Raw genomic sequence first — 16,311 nt, 5'->3', positions numbered from 1 at the left:
CCGGCCCGCGCGTGACGAACCCGTGACGCGGGTCGGCGCCGGGGTCCGCGTCAGCCGGCGGTGCCGCAGCCGCAGCCGGCGAGCGCCGAGGCCATCCGGTCGATCGCCGCGCGGGCCGGGCCGGGGTCGCCGGTGAACCGGTCCGCCAGGATCGCGAAGGCCAGCAGTCGGCCGTCCCGATCGCGGACCAGGCCGGACAGCGTGCTGACGCCGGTCAGCGATCCGGTCTTGGCCCGGACCACGCCGGCCGCGTCGGCCGCGCCGCTGCTTTGGCCGTACCGGTCGGCGAGGGTCCCGGTGAAGCCCGCGATCGGCAGGCCGGTGAGCGCCCAGCGCAATTCGGGGTGCTTTGGGGACGCGGCCAGCGTCAGCGTCTGCACGAGCGTCTGCGGGGTGAGTCGGTCGTCCTTGTCGAGTCCGCTGCCGTCCTTGAGGTCGGACGCGCCGTACGTGACGCCCAGACCCTCCAGGACCTGGCGTGACGCGACCGTGCCGCCCTGGAAGCTCGCGGGCTGTCCCTTGGCGATGGCGACCTGCCGCAGCAGCGCCTCGGCCATGTCGTTGTCGCTGACCGTCAGCATCTGCTCGACCATCGCCGACACCGGCGGGGACTGCACGGAAGCGAGTTCCGGCGCACCCCCGGCGGGCGCGGTGCCGGCGGCCGGGGCGCCCTCGACGGTGATGCCCGAGGACTTCAGCATCGCCGCGAACTTCTTGGCCGCGTCGGCGCCCGGGGTCTGCACCCGGTCGGCCTCCTTGCCGACGATCGACGGGTCGACCCGGCCCTCGTCGGCCATCAGCGACACGACGGGGGCGATGTTCTCGTTCCCGGCGCCGATCGGATGCACGGCCGGGCCGGTGTACAGGGTCGTGTCGTACTGGAGCCTGACCTGCGTGGTGCCCGCCGCCTTGAGCGCGGCGACGGTGGCGACGGCCAGGTCGGACAGCCGCGCGGGCTGGTAGCGGCCGCCGTACTGCCGGCCGTCGAGGGCGGTCAGCGTGGGGTCGCCGCCGCCGACCAGGACGATCGTGCCGGGGGTCGCGCCGGGGACGACCCGGGTCGCGATCCGGTGGTCGGGGCCGGGCGCGGTGAGCGCGGCCACCGCGGTGGTGATCTTCGTGGTCGACGCGGGGGTCGCGGCGCGCTCCTGGTTCGCCCCGAACAGCGCGCGGCCGGTCAGCGCGTCGACGACGGCCACCGCGGGCGGCGCGCCCAGCGCGGTCGCCTTCATCAGCGGCCCGAGCACCGCCTGGATGCCGGCGTCGGTCGGTGTGGCCCCGGCGGGATCCCCGGACACCGGTGCCAACACGGGTGGCGCCATCGCGGTGCTCGCGACCCGTTGCGTGTCGCCGTCGGGTCCCGTTGCCAGGCGGGTGCCCTTCCATGGTCCGTGGACGAGCGTCGCGAGCACGGCCAGGATCACGGCCGCCAACACCGCAGCGACCGCTTTGCTCCTTACGCTGGGCACGCGAGACCATCCCCTTCCGCCGGACCACCGGCCATGCGAGACACTGAGACCAGATCAGGTTCTGTCCGGGACCTGTGCCGGGTTCGGCCTCGCGGACAGAACGACCCTAACGGTCCCGGCAACGGTCCCGGCGCAGCACATGGAGGAGCCTTGGAGTTCGACGTCACCATCGAGATCCCCCGGGGATCGCGCAACAAGTACGAGGTGGACCACGAGACGGGCCGCATCCGGCTCGACCGGATGCTGTTCACGTCGACGCGCTACCCGGCGGACTACGGCTTCATCGAGGACACCCTCGGTGAGGACGGTGACCCGCTGGACGCGCTGGTACTCCTGGACGAGCCGACCTTCCCCGGTGTCCAGGTCCGCTGCCGCGCAATCGGCATGTTCCGGATGACGGACGAGGCCGGCGGCGACGACAAGGTCCTGTGCGTGCCGGCCACGGACCCGCGCGTGGAGCACCTTCGTGACATCCACCACGTCTCGGAGTTCGACCGCCTGGAGATCCAGCACTTCTTCGAGGTCTACAAGGACCTGGAGCCGGGCAAGTCGGTCGAGGGCGCCAACTGGGTCGGCCGCGACGAGGCCGAGGCCGAGGTCGAGGCGTCCCGCAAGCGGCTCACCGAGCAGGGTCACCACTGACCCGGTAGCGCGACGCGCACGAACGCCGATCGGCGGCAGGCGCCCCACTGGGGCGGGTGCCGCCGATCGGCGTTCGTGCGCCCGGTCGTCCCGCGTGCCGGGTCGGCCGGGTCGGCCGCGGTTCAGGACGGGCGCGCGTAGTAGTCCGGCGTGCCCATGTAGAACATGTTGCTGATCTTGACCACGTCGCCCGTGCGCGGCGCGTGGATCATCTTGCCGCCGCCCAGGTACATCGCGACGTGGTGGATGCCGGAGGCGCTCCGGGTCTCGGTCCAGAAGATCAGGTCGCCCGGACGCAGGTTCTTGTACGACACGGGCGTGCTCTCGCGGTACTGGGTGGCCGCGAAGTGCGCCATGCCCACGCCCGCCTTGCGCCACGCCTGCATGACCAGGCCCGAGCAGTCGTAGCCGCGCGGGCCCGCGCCGCCCCAGACGTAGGGCTTGCCGAGTTGGGCCTTCGCGTACGCGATCGCCGCCGCCGCGCCGTTGGACGTGGTGCTCTTGCTCGGGGTGGCGGGCTTCTTGGTGGCGGGCTTCTTGGTTGCCGGCTTCTTGGTGGCGGGCTTCTTGGTTGCCGGCTTCTTGGTGGTGGGCTTCTTGGTGGTGGGCTTCGGGGTGGGCTTCGTGGCGGGCTTCGCGGTGGTCTTGGCCGGCTTGCTCGTCTTGGTGGGCTTGCTCTGGGCCTGCGTGCGCGCCTCCTCCGCCCGGCGCTCGGCCTCCTTGCGGGCGACCTCGCGGGCCTCCTCGGCATCGGCCTCGGCTCGGGCACGGGCCTCCGCTTCCACCTCGGCGCGTTGCTGGGCCTCGGCGGCCAGGCGATCCCGGCGCTCGGTCTCCAGGGCGACCGAGGTCTGCTTCGTCGCGGCGAGTTCGCCGATCAGGGCCGTGCGCCGGGCCGCGGACTCCTGCACCCGGCGCTGCTGCGCGGCGAGTTCGGCCTCGACCCGCTCCTTGGCCGCACGGACGGCCGCGGTCGCGCGCTCGGCCTCGGCCGCGGTGTGCGCGGCGTCCGTCTTGGCGGCGGTCGCGTCCCGGACGGCGGTCGCGCCACGCTCGAGGGTGTTGTCGCTGTCCTGCGAGATCCGGCGCAGCGTCTCCAAGCGCGTGACGAAGTCGCCCGGCGAATCGGCGCCGAGCACGGCCTGGAAGACGCCGAGCTGGGAGCCCCCGCCCATGCGGTAGGTCTGCGCGGCGAGCCGGCCGAGTTCGTCCCGGGCGGCGACCAGTTGGGCGTCGGCGGTGCGCAGGAGGCCATCCGCCCGGATGGCCTGGTCCTGGGCCTGTCCGCTGAGCACCACGGCGCCGTTGTACGCCTCCACGGCGAGGCCGGCGCGGATGTCGAGTCGCCCGAGGTCGGTCGCCTCGCGGTCGAGTTCGGCCTCGATCCGAGTCACGGCGTCGGCCTTGTCATCGACCGTCTCGTGAGCCTGGCGCACCTGGTCGGCCTCCGGGTGCACGGGGGCAATCGGGTCGTCGGCGCGGGCTCCGGGAGCGAGCGTGAAGACGAGCGCGGCAGCGAGTCCGGCAGGGACTGCGGCGCGGATGAACGATCGAGGCATGCGGTCTCCCTCCAAGCGGCGGGCACCGAGGGGAACCGGACGTTCCGATTCCGAGCAGGTCCTCTCACGCTAACGACCCGTGATCACATGCGCACCATGTGCGACATATTTCCCGCTAATGGGCTTATTTCACTGGAGATGACTCGAACAACAGTCCCCCCGCGGCCCGGCGACCGTCCGACCGGGCGACAGGTCGGTCGGACCCGTCGAACCCGTCGAGTTCAAAGGATCCGACGGGTTCGAGGGTTCGACGGGTTCGGGGGATCCGCTCAGTCCGTCGCCGGCACCTGCTCCGGACGCCACGTGCAGACCGTGCCCGACTCCGAGTCGGCGGTCAGCCACGTGCCGTCGGAACGCACCACGAGCCACTCGCGCGGCGCGTCCTCGGGGTACTCGATCTCCGCGATCGGCCGCAGGTCCGGCACCGAGAACAGCACGTGCCGCTCCCCCGACGAGGCCGCGAGCACGATGTCGCGACGCAGGAAGCCCGCGTAGATGTCGAAGACCTCGTCCTCGTCCGGGAAGATCTGCTCGCCCTGTCGCGCCGCTATCACCGCCCCGTCGGGGAAGCGCACGAGCGCGAGCGGGCCTGCCTCGATCGGCGTGGTCAGCATCATCCGGCCGGACGTGTGGATGTCGGTCAACACCCGGTTGTCCCCGGGCGGCACCTCCACGGGCTTGTCCTGGGCATCCGCCGCGAGAACAAAGATCCGGTACGCGTCGTCGGCGTGCGACGCGGCGAGGCCGACGTGCACACCGTCGGGATGCGGGAGCAGTTCGGAGCCCACGGTGGCCGGATCCAGCGGCCACGCCGCCCGAAGCGCGCCGTCGGCGACGTCGAGCAGGACGCACCGGTCACCCTCGGCGGTGCGGACGACCGCCCAGACCCCGGCCGCGGTGACCGCGCACGAGCCGGCCTCCTCGGCCTCCCACGGCACGTGCGGGTGGGACCACACCTCGCGCCCCTCCGGGTCGAGCACGACCACCCGATCGGGGGCGGAGGCCACGAAGTGCCCGAGGTCGGGGGTGACCGCGTGGCCACCCTTCCAGTCGGCAGGCAGCCGCACCTCCCGCACGGCGGTCAGCGAGTCGTCGAGCACCACGAGCGCACCGTCCACGCCGTGCGCGAGCCATGCCGCGGCGCCGGGGATGCGGTCGAGGCTCCACAGGGACGGCAGGGTTGCCCGGGCCAGAAGTTGAGCGCGCATGGCGTGAACTCTATTGGCGCTCGGCACGAACCCGTACGGCTCAGCCGCGGTGTCCCGGGTCGTCGTCGGGCCGGCTGTCACCCGCACGGTGTCGACCCCGCCCGGACACGGGCTGCGGCGGCTGTGCCGCGGCCCGCTTGCGCTTGGCCGCGCGGGCGCGCAGGAGTTCGATCGCCACCGGGATCACCGAGACCAGCACGATCGCGACCAGGATGAGCTCGATGTTGTCGCGAACGAACGACACCTGGCCCAGCGAGTGGCCGAGCAGCGTAACGCCGCACGCCCACAACAGCCCGCCGATCACGTTGTAGACGACGAACGTGCGGTACCTCATCCGGGCGACGCCCGCGACGATCGGCGTGAACGTGCGCACGATCGGCACGAACCGGGCCAGCACGATCGAGCGCGGCCCGTACTTCTCGAAGAACTCGTGCGCCTTCTCGACGTTCTCGCGCTTGAAGAGCTTCGAGTCGGGCCGGTTGAACAGCGACGGTCCCACCTTGCGCCCGAACAGGAAGCCGACCTGGTCGCCCACCACCGCCGCGGCCCACAGGAGCAGGCACACCAGCCACAACGGTTGCGAGATGTACTTGCCGTCCGAGACCAGCAGGCCCGTGGTGAACAGCAGCGAGTCGCCCGGCAGGAAGAAGCCGATCAGCAGCCCCGACTCGGCGAAGACGATCACCAGAATGCCGACGAGGCCGAACGTCGAGATCAGCTTGTCGGGGTCCAAGAAGGATGGACCCAGGGCGAGGGTGTTCAAGGCGTGAGCCTCCCGGAACGGGCGGTGGCGGGCGTCGGAGGTCCCCCAACCAGGTCATGGTTAGGCAAAGAAAATTCCTCCATAAGGTAACGCCCGCGTTCCGGAACCGGTTCCCGGGGCCGAGCCGGGGTCGGCCCGAAGCCGATCCGGGTCCGATCCCGGGCTCGATGCCGGGTCCGATTCCGTTCCGGGATCGGGTCCGATTCGGGCTCGGTCCCCGGTCCGATTCCGGGCTCGGTCCCGGCCTGCGGGAGCGTCGGTCGGGCCGCGGTGCCGCTCAGGCGCGCTCGGGTCGGGTCAGGGCGACGAGTCCGCCGTCCCCGTCCATGGTCAGCTCGATCGCCAGACTCCGCAGTTCGCCGAGCCGGCCCAGGTGCGATCCCCCGCACGCGACGTGCGCGTCGCCGTCCGGAAGCCCGCAGTGCCACACCCGGCGCGCGGTGAGCGCCGGGCCGGGGACCTCGATGCGGACCTCGGCGTCGGTTTTCAGCCATTGTGCGAGCAGCGCCTCGACCTCGTCGCGGATGCCGGGCAGGTCGGCTTCCAGGTCGTCGGCGGTGAAGCCCTTCTTGCGCAGCGACTTGCCGATCCGGTAGTCGTCGCGGCTGCCGCTTTCGTCCATCCGGGAACGGGTGATCGCGAGGTTGTCGAAGTCGGGGCGACCGAGGCTGTCGGTCCGGACCTCCTTGCGCCAGCGCGGCGCGAGCACGGCGTTGAGCGCGAAGGCCAGGATGTGGCACGAGGTGTGCGCGGCGCTGAGCGCGGCCCGGCGCTCGGCGTCCACGACCAGCTCGGCGGGCGCGCCCACCAGGTCGGCCGGGTCCCCCGGAACCGCGTCCAGGACGTGCAGCGCGAGCCACGCCCACTCCTCGTCACCGCGCCGCACGGGGATCTCCTCGGCCACCGCGAAGGTCCCGTCGGGGCCCACCGCGCCGGTCACGCAGTCCACCACCGCGAGTTCCACGCCGCCCACCCGCACGACGCCGGTGTCCGCCGGCTGGTCCGGCCAGGTGTGGTCGAGCGGGTGGAACGGCGTCTCGGCCACCACGAGCGCGGGCCGCCCGTCCGGCAGCACGGGCGCGGCCAGGACCGGCGAACCGCCGGTCGTCGCGCCCGCGGGGAAGGTCACCGCGGTGGAGGTTGTGGGCAGCGCCATGCGTGTTCCTAGTCTCGATGTCTCGATGCGATCCGGATCGCCGCCGCGCGGATCGCGCGCCGGCGGCGTCGGCCTCATTCGATCATGGACAATCCTCGGCACGTCGGAAAATCGATTTGGGACGGTGCGTGCACGACCTCGGCTGGATCTCGACCACGACCCGGCTCGCCAGTGAGACCCAGGAGGACGGTCCGCACGGCGTGGGCTGGATGCTCTTCGCGTTCGTTTTGACGTTCGCGGTGACCCGACTCATCACCCGGCTGATCCGCGCGGGCAAGGGCCCGTTCCGCAACATGGTCGTCGGCCAAGTACACGTGCACCACCAGGTGTACGGAATCTTCCTGATGCTGATCGCGGGCGCGCTGGAGTTCGCGTACGAGCCGGGCGGCGTGTGGCGCCAGGTGCTCGCCGGGCTGTTCGGCATGGGGGCGGCCCTGACGCTCGACGAGTTCGCGCTGCTCGTGCACCTGGACGACGTGTACTGGTCCAAGGACGGCCGCAAGTCGGTCGACGCGGTGCTGATCACCGCCGCGATGGGCGTGCTGCTGTTCGTCGGCGCCAACCCGCTCGGGCTCGGCGACGCCGAGAGCAAGCCGGTGGCCGCCGTGATCGTCATGTTCAACCTGGCCTTCGCGCTGTGCGCGCTGGCCAAGGGGAAGGTCGCGACCGGGCTGATCGGGGTGTTCGTACCGTTCGTCGCGATGGTCTCGGCGATGCGGATCGCCAAGCCGGACTCGCCGTGGGCGCGCTGGCGCTACAAGGAGGGCCCCGGCCGGACCTCACCGCACGCGGACACCATGCTCGCCCGCTCGCTCCGCCGCTTCCCGCCCGACCGGCGCACATGGTGGGACCACACCAAGGACTTCCTCGCGGGGGCGCCGAGCAGGTGAGGCCCCGGGTGACCCGACAGGGACACCCGGGGCGGTCACGGCGCGTGGGCGCGGCCTACAGGTTCGGCAGGACCTCGTTCTCGAACAGGTGCAGGCTCTCCCACGCGAGCTTCGGCGGGATGCCGCCCATCATCGGGTGCAGGATCGCGAACGCGGCGTCGCCCTGGGCCTTGAGTTCGGCGACCAGCGTCTCCGGCGTGATCACCCGGTACTGGCCGCCCGCCCGCAGCTCGTCGGCGTCGGTGACGCTCGCGTAGCCGCCCGCGCCGGAGGTGCCGGCCCTGGCCATCGTCTCGCCGTAGGCGTTGACCTCGTGCAGCGCGTGCGGCGCGATCCGGTCCCAGTCCTTGTCGGGGTCGTTCGACAGGTGGAAGAAGCTGGTGTCGCCGCCGAAGTAGGGACCCGGGTCCTCCTCGCCGAGCTTGATCTTCTCGTCCCGGTAGAACTCCCAGATCCCCGGATTGGACGGCATGAACCCGTCCGCGATGCGAGCGGCCCGGCGGGCGGCGGCCTCCACGCTGCCGCCGAGGATGATCGGCGGGCCGCCGCGCTGGAACGGCGCGGGGGTCACCCGCACGGTGCGACCGCGGTACTCGAACTCCTCGCCCGTCCACGCCTTGCGCAGCGTCTCGACGGTCTCGACGGTGCGCTTGACGCGCTCCTTCATCGGCACGTCGTACATCGCGAACTCGGAGTCGACGTAGCCGTTGGTGAGCACGACGTTGACCCGGCCCTGGCTCAGCAGATCGACCACCGCGAGTTCCTCGGCCAGGTGCAGCGGGTCGTGCAGCGGCGCGGGTATCGCCGCGATCGTGACGCCCATGTTCTTGCTGCGCGCGGTGATCGCGGCCGCGAACTGGAGCGGGGCGGGCAGGTATCCGTCGGCGAAGCCGTGGTGCTCGGACAGCGTGACCATGAAGAATCCGCGCTCGTCGGCCCACTCGACCATGTCGAGTGCCGCGGCGTAGCGCTCCCCCATGGCGGTCCCGGCGAAGGCCGGATTGCGGAAGTCGAAACGCAGCGCGAATACAGCCATGCCGTTCTCCTGTCCCCGGCACCGCCCCGGTGGGCGGCGCCATACTTCCTGATGGGGCGTCAGATTAGTGGGCTCGGTCAAGGAGGACCAGGGTCACCGACGATCAACCGGACCGACGGCCGGAAAGGATCGACACGTGTCGCACGCCCCCGGGCCATTCATCGCGCCTGCGGGCTCCGGGGTGCCGGTCGGCCCGGTCGGTCGCGGTCAGTTCCCGGTCAGCGCCCGATGCAGCAGTACGCGCAGCGCGCGCCGGTCGGCGTCCGGCAGCCCGGACAGCGGCGGGTCCGCGGCGAGGCCCGCGAACAGGCGCGTCCGCAGCTCGGCGCCGGTCGGGGTCAGCGCGATCAGCTTGGCCCGGCGGTCGCCGGGATGCGGCCGGCGCTCGACCAGGCCGCGCTCCTCCAGGCGGTCCACCACGAAGGTCACGTTGGGCGGTTCGCAGCACATCCGCCGGCCCAGTTCGCGCATGCCGAGCGGCTCGGCCAGTTCGTGCACCGCGTTCGCCTGGGACGCGGTCAGGCCGACGGCCACGGCGCACGCGGCGAAGTGCGCGTCGAGCCGGGCGGTCGCTTCGTAGAGCAGCGCGGTCAATCCCGGCAGCTCTGCCTCCCCCGTGGTCATCGCCACACTCTAGCCGAACTTCGTTACAACTCGAATGATTCGAGGTGTAACGTCTGACGGAAGCTGACGTGCCGTCAGCTCCTGTCAGCTCCCGTCGGCACAACGGAGGACTCGTCCCATGCCCGAATCCCTGGCCGGTCGGATGGCCCTGGTCACCGGCGGCAGCGGCGGCATCGGCTCCGCGTGCGCGGCGCGGCTGCTGCGCGACGGGTGCTCGGTGACGCTCACCGCACGACGCCCGGACGCGCTCGCCGCGACGGCCGAGCGGCTGCGCGCCGCGGCGCCGGCCGGGACCGAGGTGCGGTCCGTGCCGGCCGACGCGTGCACGGCCGACGGGGTGCGCGCCGCCGTCCGCGCGGCGGGCCCCGAGCTGGCCGTCTGCGTCGCGACCGTGGGCGGCGGAACCACCGCGCCGATCCTCGCGATGGACGACGACGCGTTCCTGGCCGACCTGTACCGCAACACGCACAGCGCGTTCCTCGCGATCAAGTACGCCGCGCCCGTGATCGCGGCGCGCGGCGGCGGCGCGATCGTGTGCGTGTCCTCGACGGCGGCCAAGCTGACCATGCCGTTCCTGAGCGGCTACGCGGCGGGCAAGGCCGGCCTCGAAGCCCTGGTCCGGGCCGCCGCCGACGAGTTGGGCGCGGCCGGCGTGCGGGTCAACGCGGTCCGCCCCGGGCTGGTGAGGTCGCACGAGGAGGCCCGGATCTTCCGCGACGACGAGATGATCGCGCGCTTCCTCGCGAACAAGCCGCTCGGCCGCACCGGCGTGCCCGCGGACATCGCCGAGGCGGTCCGCCACCTCGCCGGCCCCGAGTCGTCGTGGACCACCGGCCAGAGCATCGCGGTGGACGGCGGCAACGAGTTGCGCCGCGCGCCGTCGTTCGAGAAGTACGCGCGGGCCGCGCTCGGCGATGCCGTGATCGACGCGGCGATCGCGGGACGCGATCCGTACGCCCACGGCTCCTGATCGGCCGTCGCGTCGCCTGCCCCGGCCCTTTCCCGCCCCGTCCCTCCCCGCCTCCCCCCGCCTCGCCCTCGATTCGACGGAGTCTCAGATGACCACTGACGTCCAACTTTCCATCGGTCTGCCGAACTTCGGCGACTGGCCCGCCGGCGACTGGCGCGGCTTCGTGGACGTCGGCCGGGCGGCCGACGACGCGGGGATCGACCGGATCGTGCTCGTCGATCACGTCGTGATGGGCCCGAACACGCAGAACTACACGTGGGGCCGCTTCCCGACGCCGCCCGAGGCCGCCTGGCCCGAGCCGCTCACACTGCTCGCCGCGATCGCCGCGGTGACCTCGAACGTGCGCCTGGCGACCGGCATCCTGGTCGCCCCGCTGCGCGGCGCCGCGCTGCTCGCGAAGACCGCCGCCACACTCGATCAGATCTCCGGCGGCCGGCTCGAACTGGGCGTGGCCACCGGGTGGCAGCGCGAGGAGTACGACGCGGCCGGGCTCGACTGGGACGCGCGCGGGCGGTTGCTCACCGACACGCTCGCGGCGTGCAAGGCGCTGTGGACGAACCTGCCCGCGTCGTTCGCGTCCGAGACGGTCACCTTCACCGACACGTACTGCTCGCCGCGGCCGGTGCAGGCCGGCGGCGTACCGCTGTGGATCGGCGGCACGCTCAACAAGCGCAACCTGGACCGGATCGTGCACAGCGGCGACGGCTGGATCCCGATCATGGGCCTGTCCACCGCCGACATGGCCCGCGACGTGCTCCGCATCCGCGAGGCGCTCGCCGCCGCGGGCCGCGACCCTCGGGCACTGGGCGTGCAGGGCCCGCTGCCGATGGTCAAGGACGACGCGGGTCGGTTCGACCTGGCCCGCACCATGGCCGGCGCGACCGAGGTGATCGCCGCCGGCGCGACCGCCGTGCACCTGCCGATCCAGGTGTTCTGTACCGGCCCGAAGCACGCGCCCGCGTTCTTCGCCGAGGCCAGGCGGGTGTTCGACAAGGTGCTCGCCGGCCGCTGAGCCTCCCTTTCGACGCGCGACTCGCCTGCGGCTTTACCCCTGCTTGGGGAAAATTGAGGGTTTGCGGAACGTCGTCGGCAGGAGGGTCGTTTCCTGGACAGGGCGCATACGGCGCCTGTGTCCAACGCGAGAGGGCCCTCCATGTCCGACGTCACGCTGCCCACCGGGGCCAACGCGCCCCTGACCGGCGACCTCGCCGAGGTCTCGATCGGGTGGGACTCGGGAGACGTCGTGGACGTATCCGCCGTGCTGCTGACCGATGCGCACAAGGTGCGCACCGACGAGGACCTGGTCTTCTTCAACCAACCCGTCGGCGGCGACGGCGCGGTCCGCACGACGGCCGGGCCCGCGGGCACCACGCACGTGCGTGTCGAACTGGCCAAACTGCCCGCCGAGATCGCGCGCGTGGTCGTGGTGGCCAGCTCGGACGCCGACCGGCCCGGCATGACGCTCGGGCAGGTGCCGGGTCTGGGCGCGGTCACCATGTCGGGCGGCACCCGGATCGCCTACACGCCGGACGCGTTCTCCGGCGGCGAGACGGTCGCAGTGCTGATCGAGCTGTACCGGCGCGGCGACGCGTGGAAGGTGCGCGCGGTCGGCCAGGGCTACGCGAGCGGACTCGCCGGGCTGGCGACCGACTTCGGCATCACGGTCGAGGACGAGCCGGAGCCCGAGCCGACGCCCGCCCCGGTCCCGCCGGCCGCGCCCGCGCACGTCATGGTCAAGGAGCCCGCGCCGGCCGCGCCCGCCGCGGAACCCGCGCGGATCTCGATGGCCAAGGAGCCGCTCGGCCGGGTCGACCTCGCCAAGGGCGGCCGCGCGACGATCAGCATGGACAAGGGCGACCGCTCGGTCACCGTCACCGCGTCCCTGGTCTGGGACGGCGGCGACGCCGCCCGTCGCAAGACCGGAGCCGACCTCGACCTGTACGCGCTGTTCGTGCCCCGGTCGCAGGTGGGCCCGAGGAAGGGCGGCGGCGACGGGGTCGTCTACTACCGCGAGCTCGGCAGCCTGACCGGTGCCCCGTACATCCGACTCGACGGCGACTCGCGGGTCCCCGGCCGCGAGACCGTCGAGATCACCCGCCCCGACGAGCAGGGCTACGTCCTGATCTGCGCGTACAGCGCGGTCGAGAACGGGTTCGGCAGCTTCAAGTCGTACGGGGCGCGCGCGGAGGTCACCGACGGGCAGGGCTCGACGGTGACCGTTCCACTGTTCAACAGCAAGCGCGCGGTGTTCTGGGTGGCGATCGCGCTGGTCGACTTCACCGACCCCGAGGGCGTCTCGATCCAGCACGTCGAGAAGTACTCGAAACTGATGCAGGAGCGCCGCCCGATGCTCTACTCGGACGGCACCTTCGAGATGGGCGCGGGCCCCGCGGAGTTCAAGACCGTGCGCTCCCCGCGCGAGCGCTGAGCCGGTAACGGTCGGGCCGGACCGCTCGGTCGTCCGGCCCGTCCGGCCCGTCCGGCACCGGCGGGCCTTCTCCGCCCGTTCAGGCCGATTCGGACCGGTACGGCCTACTTCTTGACCGAGCGGTACACGATCACCTTGTCGCCGACGCGCGTCTCGTTGAACAGTTGCTGCACCAGGCCCTTGTCCCGGACGTTCACGCAGCCGTGCGAGGCGCCGTTGTAGCCGTTCGCGGCGAAGTCGGCCGAGTAGTGCACGGCTTGGCCGCCGGAGAAGAACATCGCGAACGGCATCGGCGTGTGGTAGAGCGTCGACACGTGGTCGCGGCTCTTGAAGTTGATGCTGAACGCGCCCTCGCGGGTCGGCGTCTCGGCCGAGCCGAAGCGAACCGCGGTCGAGTATTGGACCTTGCCGTCGATGACCCAACTGAGCTTGTCGGTGCGCTTGTCGATGCAGATCGCCCGGCCGGTCATGCACCGCTGGTCGAGCCCGGCCGGCGCGGCCGGCGGCTTGGTCGTGGTCGGCTTGGCCGCCGGCTTGCTGGTGGAGGGCTTGGCGCTCGACGGCTTCGAGGACGGCTTGGCACTGGTCGGCGGCGTGCTGCTCGAGGGGCTGGTGGTGGGGGCGGCCGAGGTCTCGGGCGCCGAGCTCGCCGGGCCCGGCGTGACCGGGGCGGCCGAGCCGGTCTCGGGCAGCGGCGACTGCGCGCCGGCCTTCGCGGAGGTCGAGTCGCTCGACGATCCGGAGTTGCAGGCCGACAGGGCCAGGATCGCGGTCACGGTCACCGCGAGGGATATACGCGTCTTGTTCATCGAGTGGTGCCTCTCCCGACCCAAACCCAAATGTGGATGTTCCCCGAGTCGTGCACCCTTGTAGACGCAATTGGGGCTCGAGAGGTTGCTTACCTAGTTTGACCCATTCGGGTGAATACTCAGTCGCACGTGCCCGGCCGTGACCAACTCGGTTTCGACCGTGCGCAGATCGGCCGCCCACGCGTCGAGCGAGGCGCCGATCGCAGCGTCGGCCGGCGCCGCACCGATCCCCAGACAACGCATGCCGGCCGCCTCCGCCGCGCGCACACCGCTCTCGGCGTCCTCGACGACCAGGCAGCGTTCGGGACGCACACCGAGCAGGCCGGCCGCGCGCAAGTAGCCCTCGGGAGCCGGTTTGCCCTCGCGGACGTCCTCGGCGGCGATCAAGTAGACCGGCTCGGGCAGGGCGGCGGCGCGCAACCGGCCGGTCGCGACGCGGCGCGTGCCGGAGGTGACGATCGCCCAGCGCGACGCGGGCAGCGCCGCGAGCAGGCCGGCCGCGCCCGGGATCGCGCAGATGCCGGTGAAGTCCCGCTCCTCGCGGGCGACGATCCAGGCGGCCTCGACCTCGGCGTCCAGGGTGGGCGCGACCATCCGCACGAGGTCGATGTCCCGGCGCCCGTGGGACGCGGCGACGGCCCCGTTCGGGTCGACGCCACGGCCGATCGCCCACGTCCGCAGGATGCGTTCGATCAACGGGTGGGAGTCCACGAGCACGCCGTCGAGGTCGAACAGGATCGCGTCGCAGTCGAGCGTCGTGCCGTCGTTCGCCATTCGGCCAGGCTGTCAGGGGCGGCGGGCCGCCGTCGAGGCTTTGCGGAGCATGATCACGTTGCGTTGATCGATCACCCATATAGCCCAATTACTGTTCGAATTCGATCATCTTCGGACCTGGGGCAACGATGTTCGTTGCCTAACTGTCACGTTTTGCGTGGATCGTCACCGGCTAGGGGAGCACTACGGCCCGGACGCGCTCACCACCAGGCGGCAATCATGTACTTGATTCTTGCTCTGCTCGCTCCGCTCGTGATGTTCCTGCTGATACCCGGGCTCGCGTGGCTCGAGGAGCGCATGCTCGGGCCGTTGACCCCGCCGCCACCGCCCGCGGCCCTGCCGCCGGTCCCGCTTCCACCGGTCGCACTTCCACCGATCGCCCTTCCACCGGTCACGCTGCCGACGATCGAACCCGCGATCGCGGCCCCGCTGCCGGCCCCACTGCCGGCACCGCTGCCGGCACCGGCACCGGCACCGCCCGCCGCGAGTCCTCCCGAATCGCCCCTCGCGTATTCGACCGGTGCCTCCGCAGCCGGCCCCGCCCCACGATCGGGTCGTGCCCGCCACGCGCGGCGCTCGGCCGGCTTGCTCGCCTCCGACACCGCATCGCGACTGGGTACTCGCCCCGAGCCCCGGTCCTTCGCCGACCGGACACCGCCCCGGAGTCGACCCTGAGTGAGTCCCCCGCGCCGATCCCCGTGCGCGTCGAGTCCGTACCGCCCGAACTGGGCTCGCTCCTGGGCGCCGCCCCGCTGTCCACCGATTCCGACGTGTGGCACGTGAGCGGCTCGCGGGCCGACGCGGTGCTCAAACTCGCGACGCCGGACGGGACGGCGCCCGCCAATCCGCGCTACTGGGCGCGCGAGGTCAAGGCGTACGACAGCGGGCTGGCGCACACCGTCTACGCGTCGTACGGGCTGACCGCACCGCGGCTGTTGCAGTCCGATCCGCGCGGGGACGGATCGGTGGCGCTGTGGCTGGACTTCGTGCGGGGCTCGACCGGGACCACGTGGGATCTCGCCCGGTGGATCGACTTCGCCCGGCGGCTCGGGGCGGCACAGGCGGTGCCGCGACCCTTCGGGCCGACGTGGCTGTTCCAAAGCCCGGCCCCGGACGGACCGCTGGCCGCGCGGGCCGCCGCCTTCCCGCCCGTGCTGTGCCACCTGGACCTGCGACCGGTGGACCTGATCGCGCGCGATCGGGACGTCGTGCTGCTCGACTGGTCGCACGCGGGCTACGGCCTGGCCGGTGAGGACCTGGCCGGGCTCATCCTCGCGCACGCGGCGGAGCCCGAGTTGGTGTCGGCGCTCGACAGGGCACTGCCGGCCGAGTACGCGCGGGCCGCGGCGGTGCCCGAGGCGGACGTGCGGGTCGCGATCGCCGCGACGGCGCCCGCGCGATTCGGACCCGGCGCGGACGCGGCGACCCGGCGCGTACTGCGGATGTGGGCCGAGGACGCGCCGGCCTACTGAGCGGCGGGGCGGGGCGGTTCCTTCTCGGGTGCTCAGCGCCTCGACCACCGGATGGCCCAGATCAGCACGACGACGGCCACGACCGCGGCGCCGGCGGCGGGCAGCGGGCGCTTGCGGATCTCCTCGGCGCCGGTGACGGTCGCGTGCCGGAGCGGGTCGGGGGTGTGGTCGAAGAGTTGGTTGCCGGCGGCGTGCCCGACCTCGACGGTGCGGTCCTTGGCGTGCACGACCCGGGCGCCGGCGGCCTCGCGGGCCTGGCCGGCCCGGTGTCCGGCGGCCTCCTTCGCCTGAGTCGCCTTGTGGCCGGCGGCCTCCTTGGCCTGTACCGCCTTGTGCCCGGCGGCTTCCTTCGCCTGTACCGCCTTGTGCCCGGCGGCCTCCTTGGCCTGTGCCGCCCTGTGTCGGGCCGCCTCCTTGACCTGTTCTGCCTTGTGCCGGGCGGCTTCCTTGGCGTGGTCTGCCTTGTGCATCGCCGCCTCCTTCGCCTCCTCGGCCCTGTGCTGTGCGGTTT

16 protein-coding genes are annotated in these 16,311 nt (G+C 72.3%); 6 read left to right on the top strand and 10 right to left on the bottom strand.

From position 1 onward, the window contains the following. Nucleotides 1–50 precede the first annotated feature (50 nt). Nucleotides 51–1,469: a D-alanyl-D-alanine carboxypeptidase/D-alanyl-D-alanine-endopeptidase gene (gene dacB / locus OG928_RS18905; RefSeq protein WP_406285204.1), complete on the bottom strand. Its 1,419-nt coding sequence runs from the start codon at nucleotides 1,467–1,469 to the stop codon at nucleotides 51–53. Between the two features lie 150 nt (nucleotides 1,470–1,619). On the opposite strand from dacB, the gene OG928_RS18900 reads away from it, so the two are divergent. Continuing rightward, on the top strand, nucleotides 1,620–2,111 hold the full coding sequence (locus OG928_RS18900; protein ID WP_020549566.1) for an inorganic diphosphatase: 492 nt from the start codon (nucleotides 1,620–1,622) through the stop codon (nucleotides 2,109–2,111). A 122-nt stretch (nucleotides 2,112–2,233) separates the two neighbouring features. Here the strand turns inward: OG928_RS18900 and OG928_RS18895 are convergent, their stop codons facing one another. From OG928_RS18895 to OG928_RS18880, 4 genes are all read right to left on the bottom strand, one after another. Next, nucleotides 2,234–3,670, bottom strand: a complete 1,437-nt coding sequence (locus OG928_RS18895) for an NlpC/P60 family protein (protein WP_406285202.1) — start codon at nucleotides 3,668–3,670, stop codon at nucleotides 2,234–2,236. 269 nt (nucleotides 3,671–3,939) lie between these two features. Continuing rightward, on the bottom strand, nucleotides 3,940–4,878 hold the full coding sequence (locus OG928_RS18890) for a hypothetical protein (RefSeq protein WP_406285200.1): 939 nt from the start codon (nucleotides 4,876–4,878) through the stop codon (nucleotides 3,940–3,942). 40 nt (nucleotides 4,879–4,918) lie between these two features. Then, the gene (locus OG928_RS18885; protein ID WP_406285197.1) at nucleotides 4,919–5,641 is read right to left on the bottom strand and encodes a DedA family protein; all 723 of its coding nucleotides are present in this window, start codon (nucleotides 5,639–5,641) and stop codon (nucleotides 4,919–4,921) included. A 277-nt stretch (nucleotides 5,642–5,918) separates the two neighbouring features. Beyond that, the gene (locus OG928_RS18880; protein ID WP_406285194.1) at nucleotides 5,919–6,797 is read right to left on the bottom strand and encodes a metal-dependent hydrolase; all 879 of its coding nucleotides are present in this window, start codon (nucleotides 6,795–6,797) and stop codon (nucleotides 5,919–5,921) included. Between the two features lie 128 nt (nucleotides 6,798–6,925). Here OG928_RS18880 and OG928_RS18875 point away from each other — a divergent pair, with 128 nt between their 5' ends. Next, nucleotides 6,926–7,687: a hypothetical protein gene (locus OG928_RS18875; protein WP_406285192.1), complete on the top strand. Its 762-nt coding sequence runs from the start codon at nucleotides 6,926–6,928 to the stop codon at nucleotides 7,685–7,687. Between the two features lie 55 nt (nucleotides 7,688–7,742). On the opposite strand, the gene OG928_RS18870 is transcribed toward OG928_RS18875, so the two are convergent. Continuing rightward, entirely contained in the window at nucleotides 7,743–8,723 is a 981-nt protein-coding gene (locus OG928_RS18870) for an LLM class flavin-dependent oxidoreductase (RefSeq protein WP_406285190.1), read from the bottom strand. Nucleotides 8,724–8,930: 207 nt separating this feature from the next. Next, a complete protein-coding gene (locus OG928_RS18865; protein WP_406285188.1) occupies nucleotides 8,931–9,347 on the bottom strand; it encodes a MarR family winged helix-turn-helix transcriptional regulator in 417 nt (138 codons plus the stop codon). A gap of 118 nt (nucleotides 9,348–9,465) precedes the next feature. Here OG928_RS18865 and OG928_RS18860 point away from each other — a divergent pair, with 118 nt between their 5' ends. From OG928_RS18860 to OG928_RS18850, 3 genes are all read left to right on the top strand, one after another. After that, nucleotides 9,466–10,317, top strand: coding sequence for an SDR family NAD(P)-dependent oxidoreductase (locus tag OG928_RS18860; RefSeq protein ID WP_406285186.1), 852 nt, complete (start codon nucleotides 9,466–9,468; stop codon nucleotides 10,315–10,317). Between the two features lie 88 nt (nucleotides 10,318–10,405). Beyond that, complete coding sequence (locus OG928_RS18855) at nucleotides 10,406–11,329, top strand: TIGR03619 family F420-dependent LLM class oxidoreductase (RefSeq protein WP_406285184.1); 924 nt, start codon at nucleotides 10,406–10,408, stop codon at nucleotides 11,327–11,329. A gap of 141 nt (nucleotides 11,330–11,470) precedes the next feature. Beyond that, nucleotides 11,471–12,745, top strand: a complete 1,275-nt coding sequence (locus OG928_RS18850; RefSeq protein ID WP_406285182.1) for a TerD family protein — start codon at nucleotides 11,471–11,473, stop codon at nucleotides 12,743–12,745. A gap of 104 nt (nucleotides 12,746–12,849) precedes the next feature. Here the strand turns inward: OG928_RS18850 and OG928_RS18845 are convergent, their stop codons facing one another. Then, complete coding sequence (locus tag OG928_RS18845; RefSeq protein WP_406285180.1) at nucleotides 12,850–13,554, bottom strand: L,D-transpeptidase; 705 nt, start codon at nucleotides 13,552–13,554, stop codon at nucleotides 12,850–12,852. Nucleotides 13,555–13,647: 93 nt separating this feature from the next. Next, a complete protein-coding gene (locus tag OG928_RS18840; RefSeq protein WP_406285178.1) occupies nucleotides 13,648–14,328 on the bottom strand; it encodes an HAD-IA family hydrolase in 681 nt (226 codons plus the stop codon). Between the two features lie 698 nt (nucleotides 14,329–15,026). On the opposite strand from OG928_RS18840, the gene OG928_RS18835 reads away from it, so the two are divergent. Continuing rightward, on the top strand, nucleotides 15,027–15,800 hold the full coding sequence (locus OG928_RS18835; protein ID WP_406285176.1) for a phosphotransferase: 774 nt from the start codon (nucleotides 15,027–15,029) through the stop codon (nucleotides 15,798–15,800). Nucleotides 15,801–15,832: 32 nt separating this feature from the next. On the opposite strand, the gene OG928_RS18830 is transcribed toward OG928_RS18835, so the two are convergent. After that, complete coding sequence (locus OG928_RS18830) at nucleotides 15,833–16,270, bottom strand: hypothetical protein (RefSeq protein ID WP_406285174.1); 438 nt, start codon at nucleotides 16,268–16,270, stop codon at nucleotides 15,833–15,835. Between the last annotated feature and the right edge of the window lie 41 nt (nucleotides 16,271–16,311).

The organism is Embleya sp. NBC_00896 (genome assembly GCF_045207785.1).
GTDB lineage: Bacteria > Actinomycetota > Actinomycetes > Streptomycetales > Streptomycetaceae > Embleya.
Note: the sequence above shows the minus strand (reverse complement) of the source record. Positions and strands in the feature narration are given on the sequence as shown.

Coding starts and splice junctions, on each gene's coding strand:
- OG928_RS18830 (WP_406285174.1), bottom strand. CDS start 16,270: ATGCACAAGGCAGACCACGCCAAGGAAGCCGCCCGGCACAAGGCAGAA.
- OG928_RS18855 (WP_406285184.1), top strand. CDS start 10,406: ATGACCACTGACGTCCAACTTTCCATCGGTCTGCCGAACTTCGGCGAC.
- OG928_RS18870 (WP_406285190.1), bottom strand. CDS start 8,723: ATGGCTGTATTCGCGCTGCGTTTCGACTTCCGCAATCCGGCCTTCGCC.
- OG928_RS18840 (WP_406285178.1), bottom strand. CDS start 14,328: ATGGCGAACGACGGCACGACGCTCGACTGCGACGCGATCCTGTTCGAC.
- OG928_RS18895 (WP_406285202.1), bottom strand. CDS start 3,670: ATGCCTCGATCGTTCATCCGCGCCGCAGTCCCTGCCGGACTCGCTGCC.
- OG928_RS18890 (WP_406285200.1), bottom strand. CDS start 4,878: ATGCGCGCTCAACTTCTGGCCCGGGCAACCCTGCCGTCCCTGTGGAGC.
- OG928_RS18845 (WP_406285180.1), bottom strand. CDS start 13,554: ATGAACAAGACGCGTATATCCCTCGCGGTGACCGTGACCGCGATCCTG.
- OG928_RS18860 (WP_406285186.1), top strand. CDS start 9,466: ATGCCCGAATCCCTGGCCGGTCGGATGGCCCTGGTCACCGGCGGCAGC.
- OG928_RS18850 (WP_406285182.1), top strand. CDS start 11,471: ATGTCCGACGTCACGCTGCCCACCGGGGCCAACGCGCCCCTGACCGGC.
- OG928_RS18880 (WP_406285194.1), bottom strand. CDS start 6,797: ATGGCGCTGCCCACAACCTCCACCGCGGTGACCTTCCCCGCGGGCGCG.
- OG928_RS18865 (WP_406285188.1), bottom strand. CDS start 9,347: ATGACCACGGGGGAGGCAGAGCTGCCGGGATTGACCGCGCTGCTCTAC.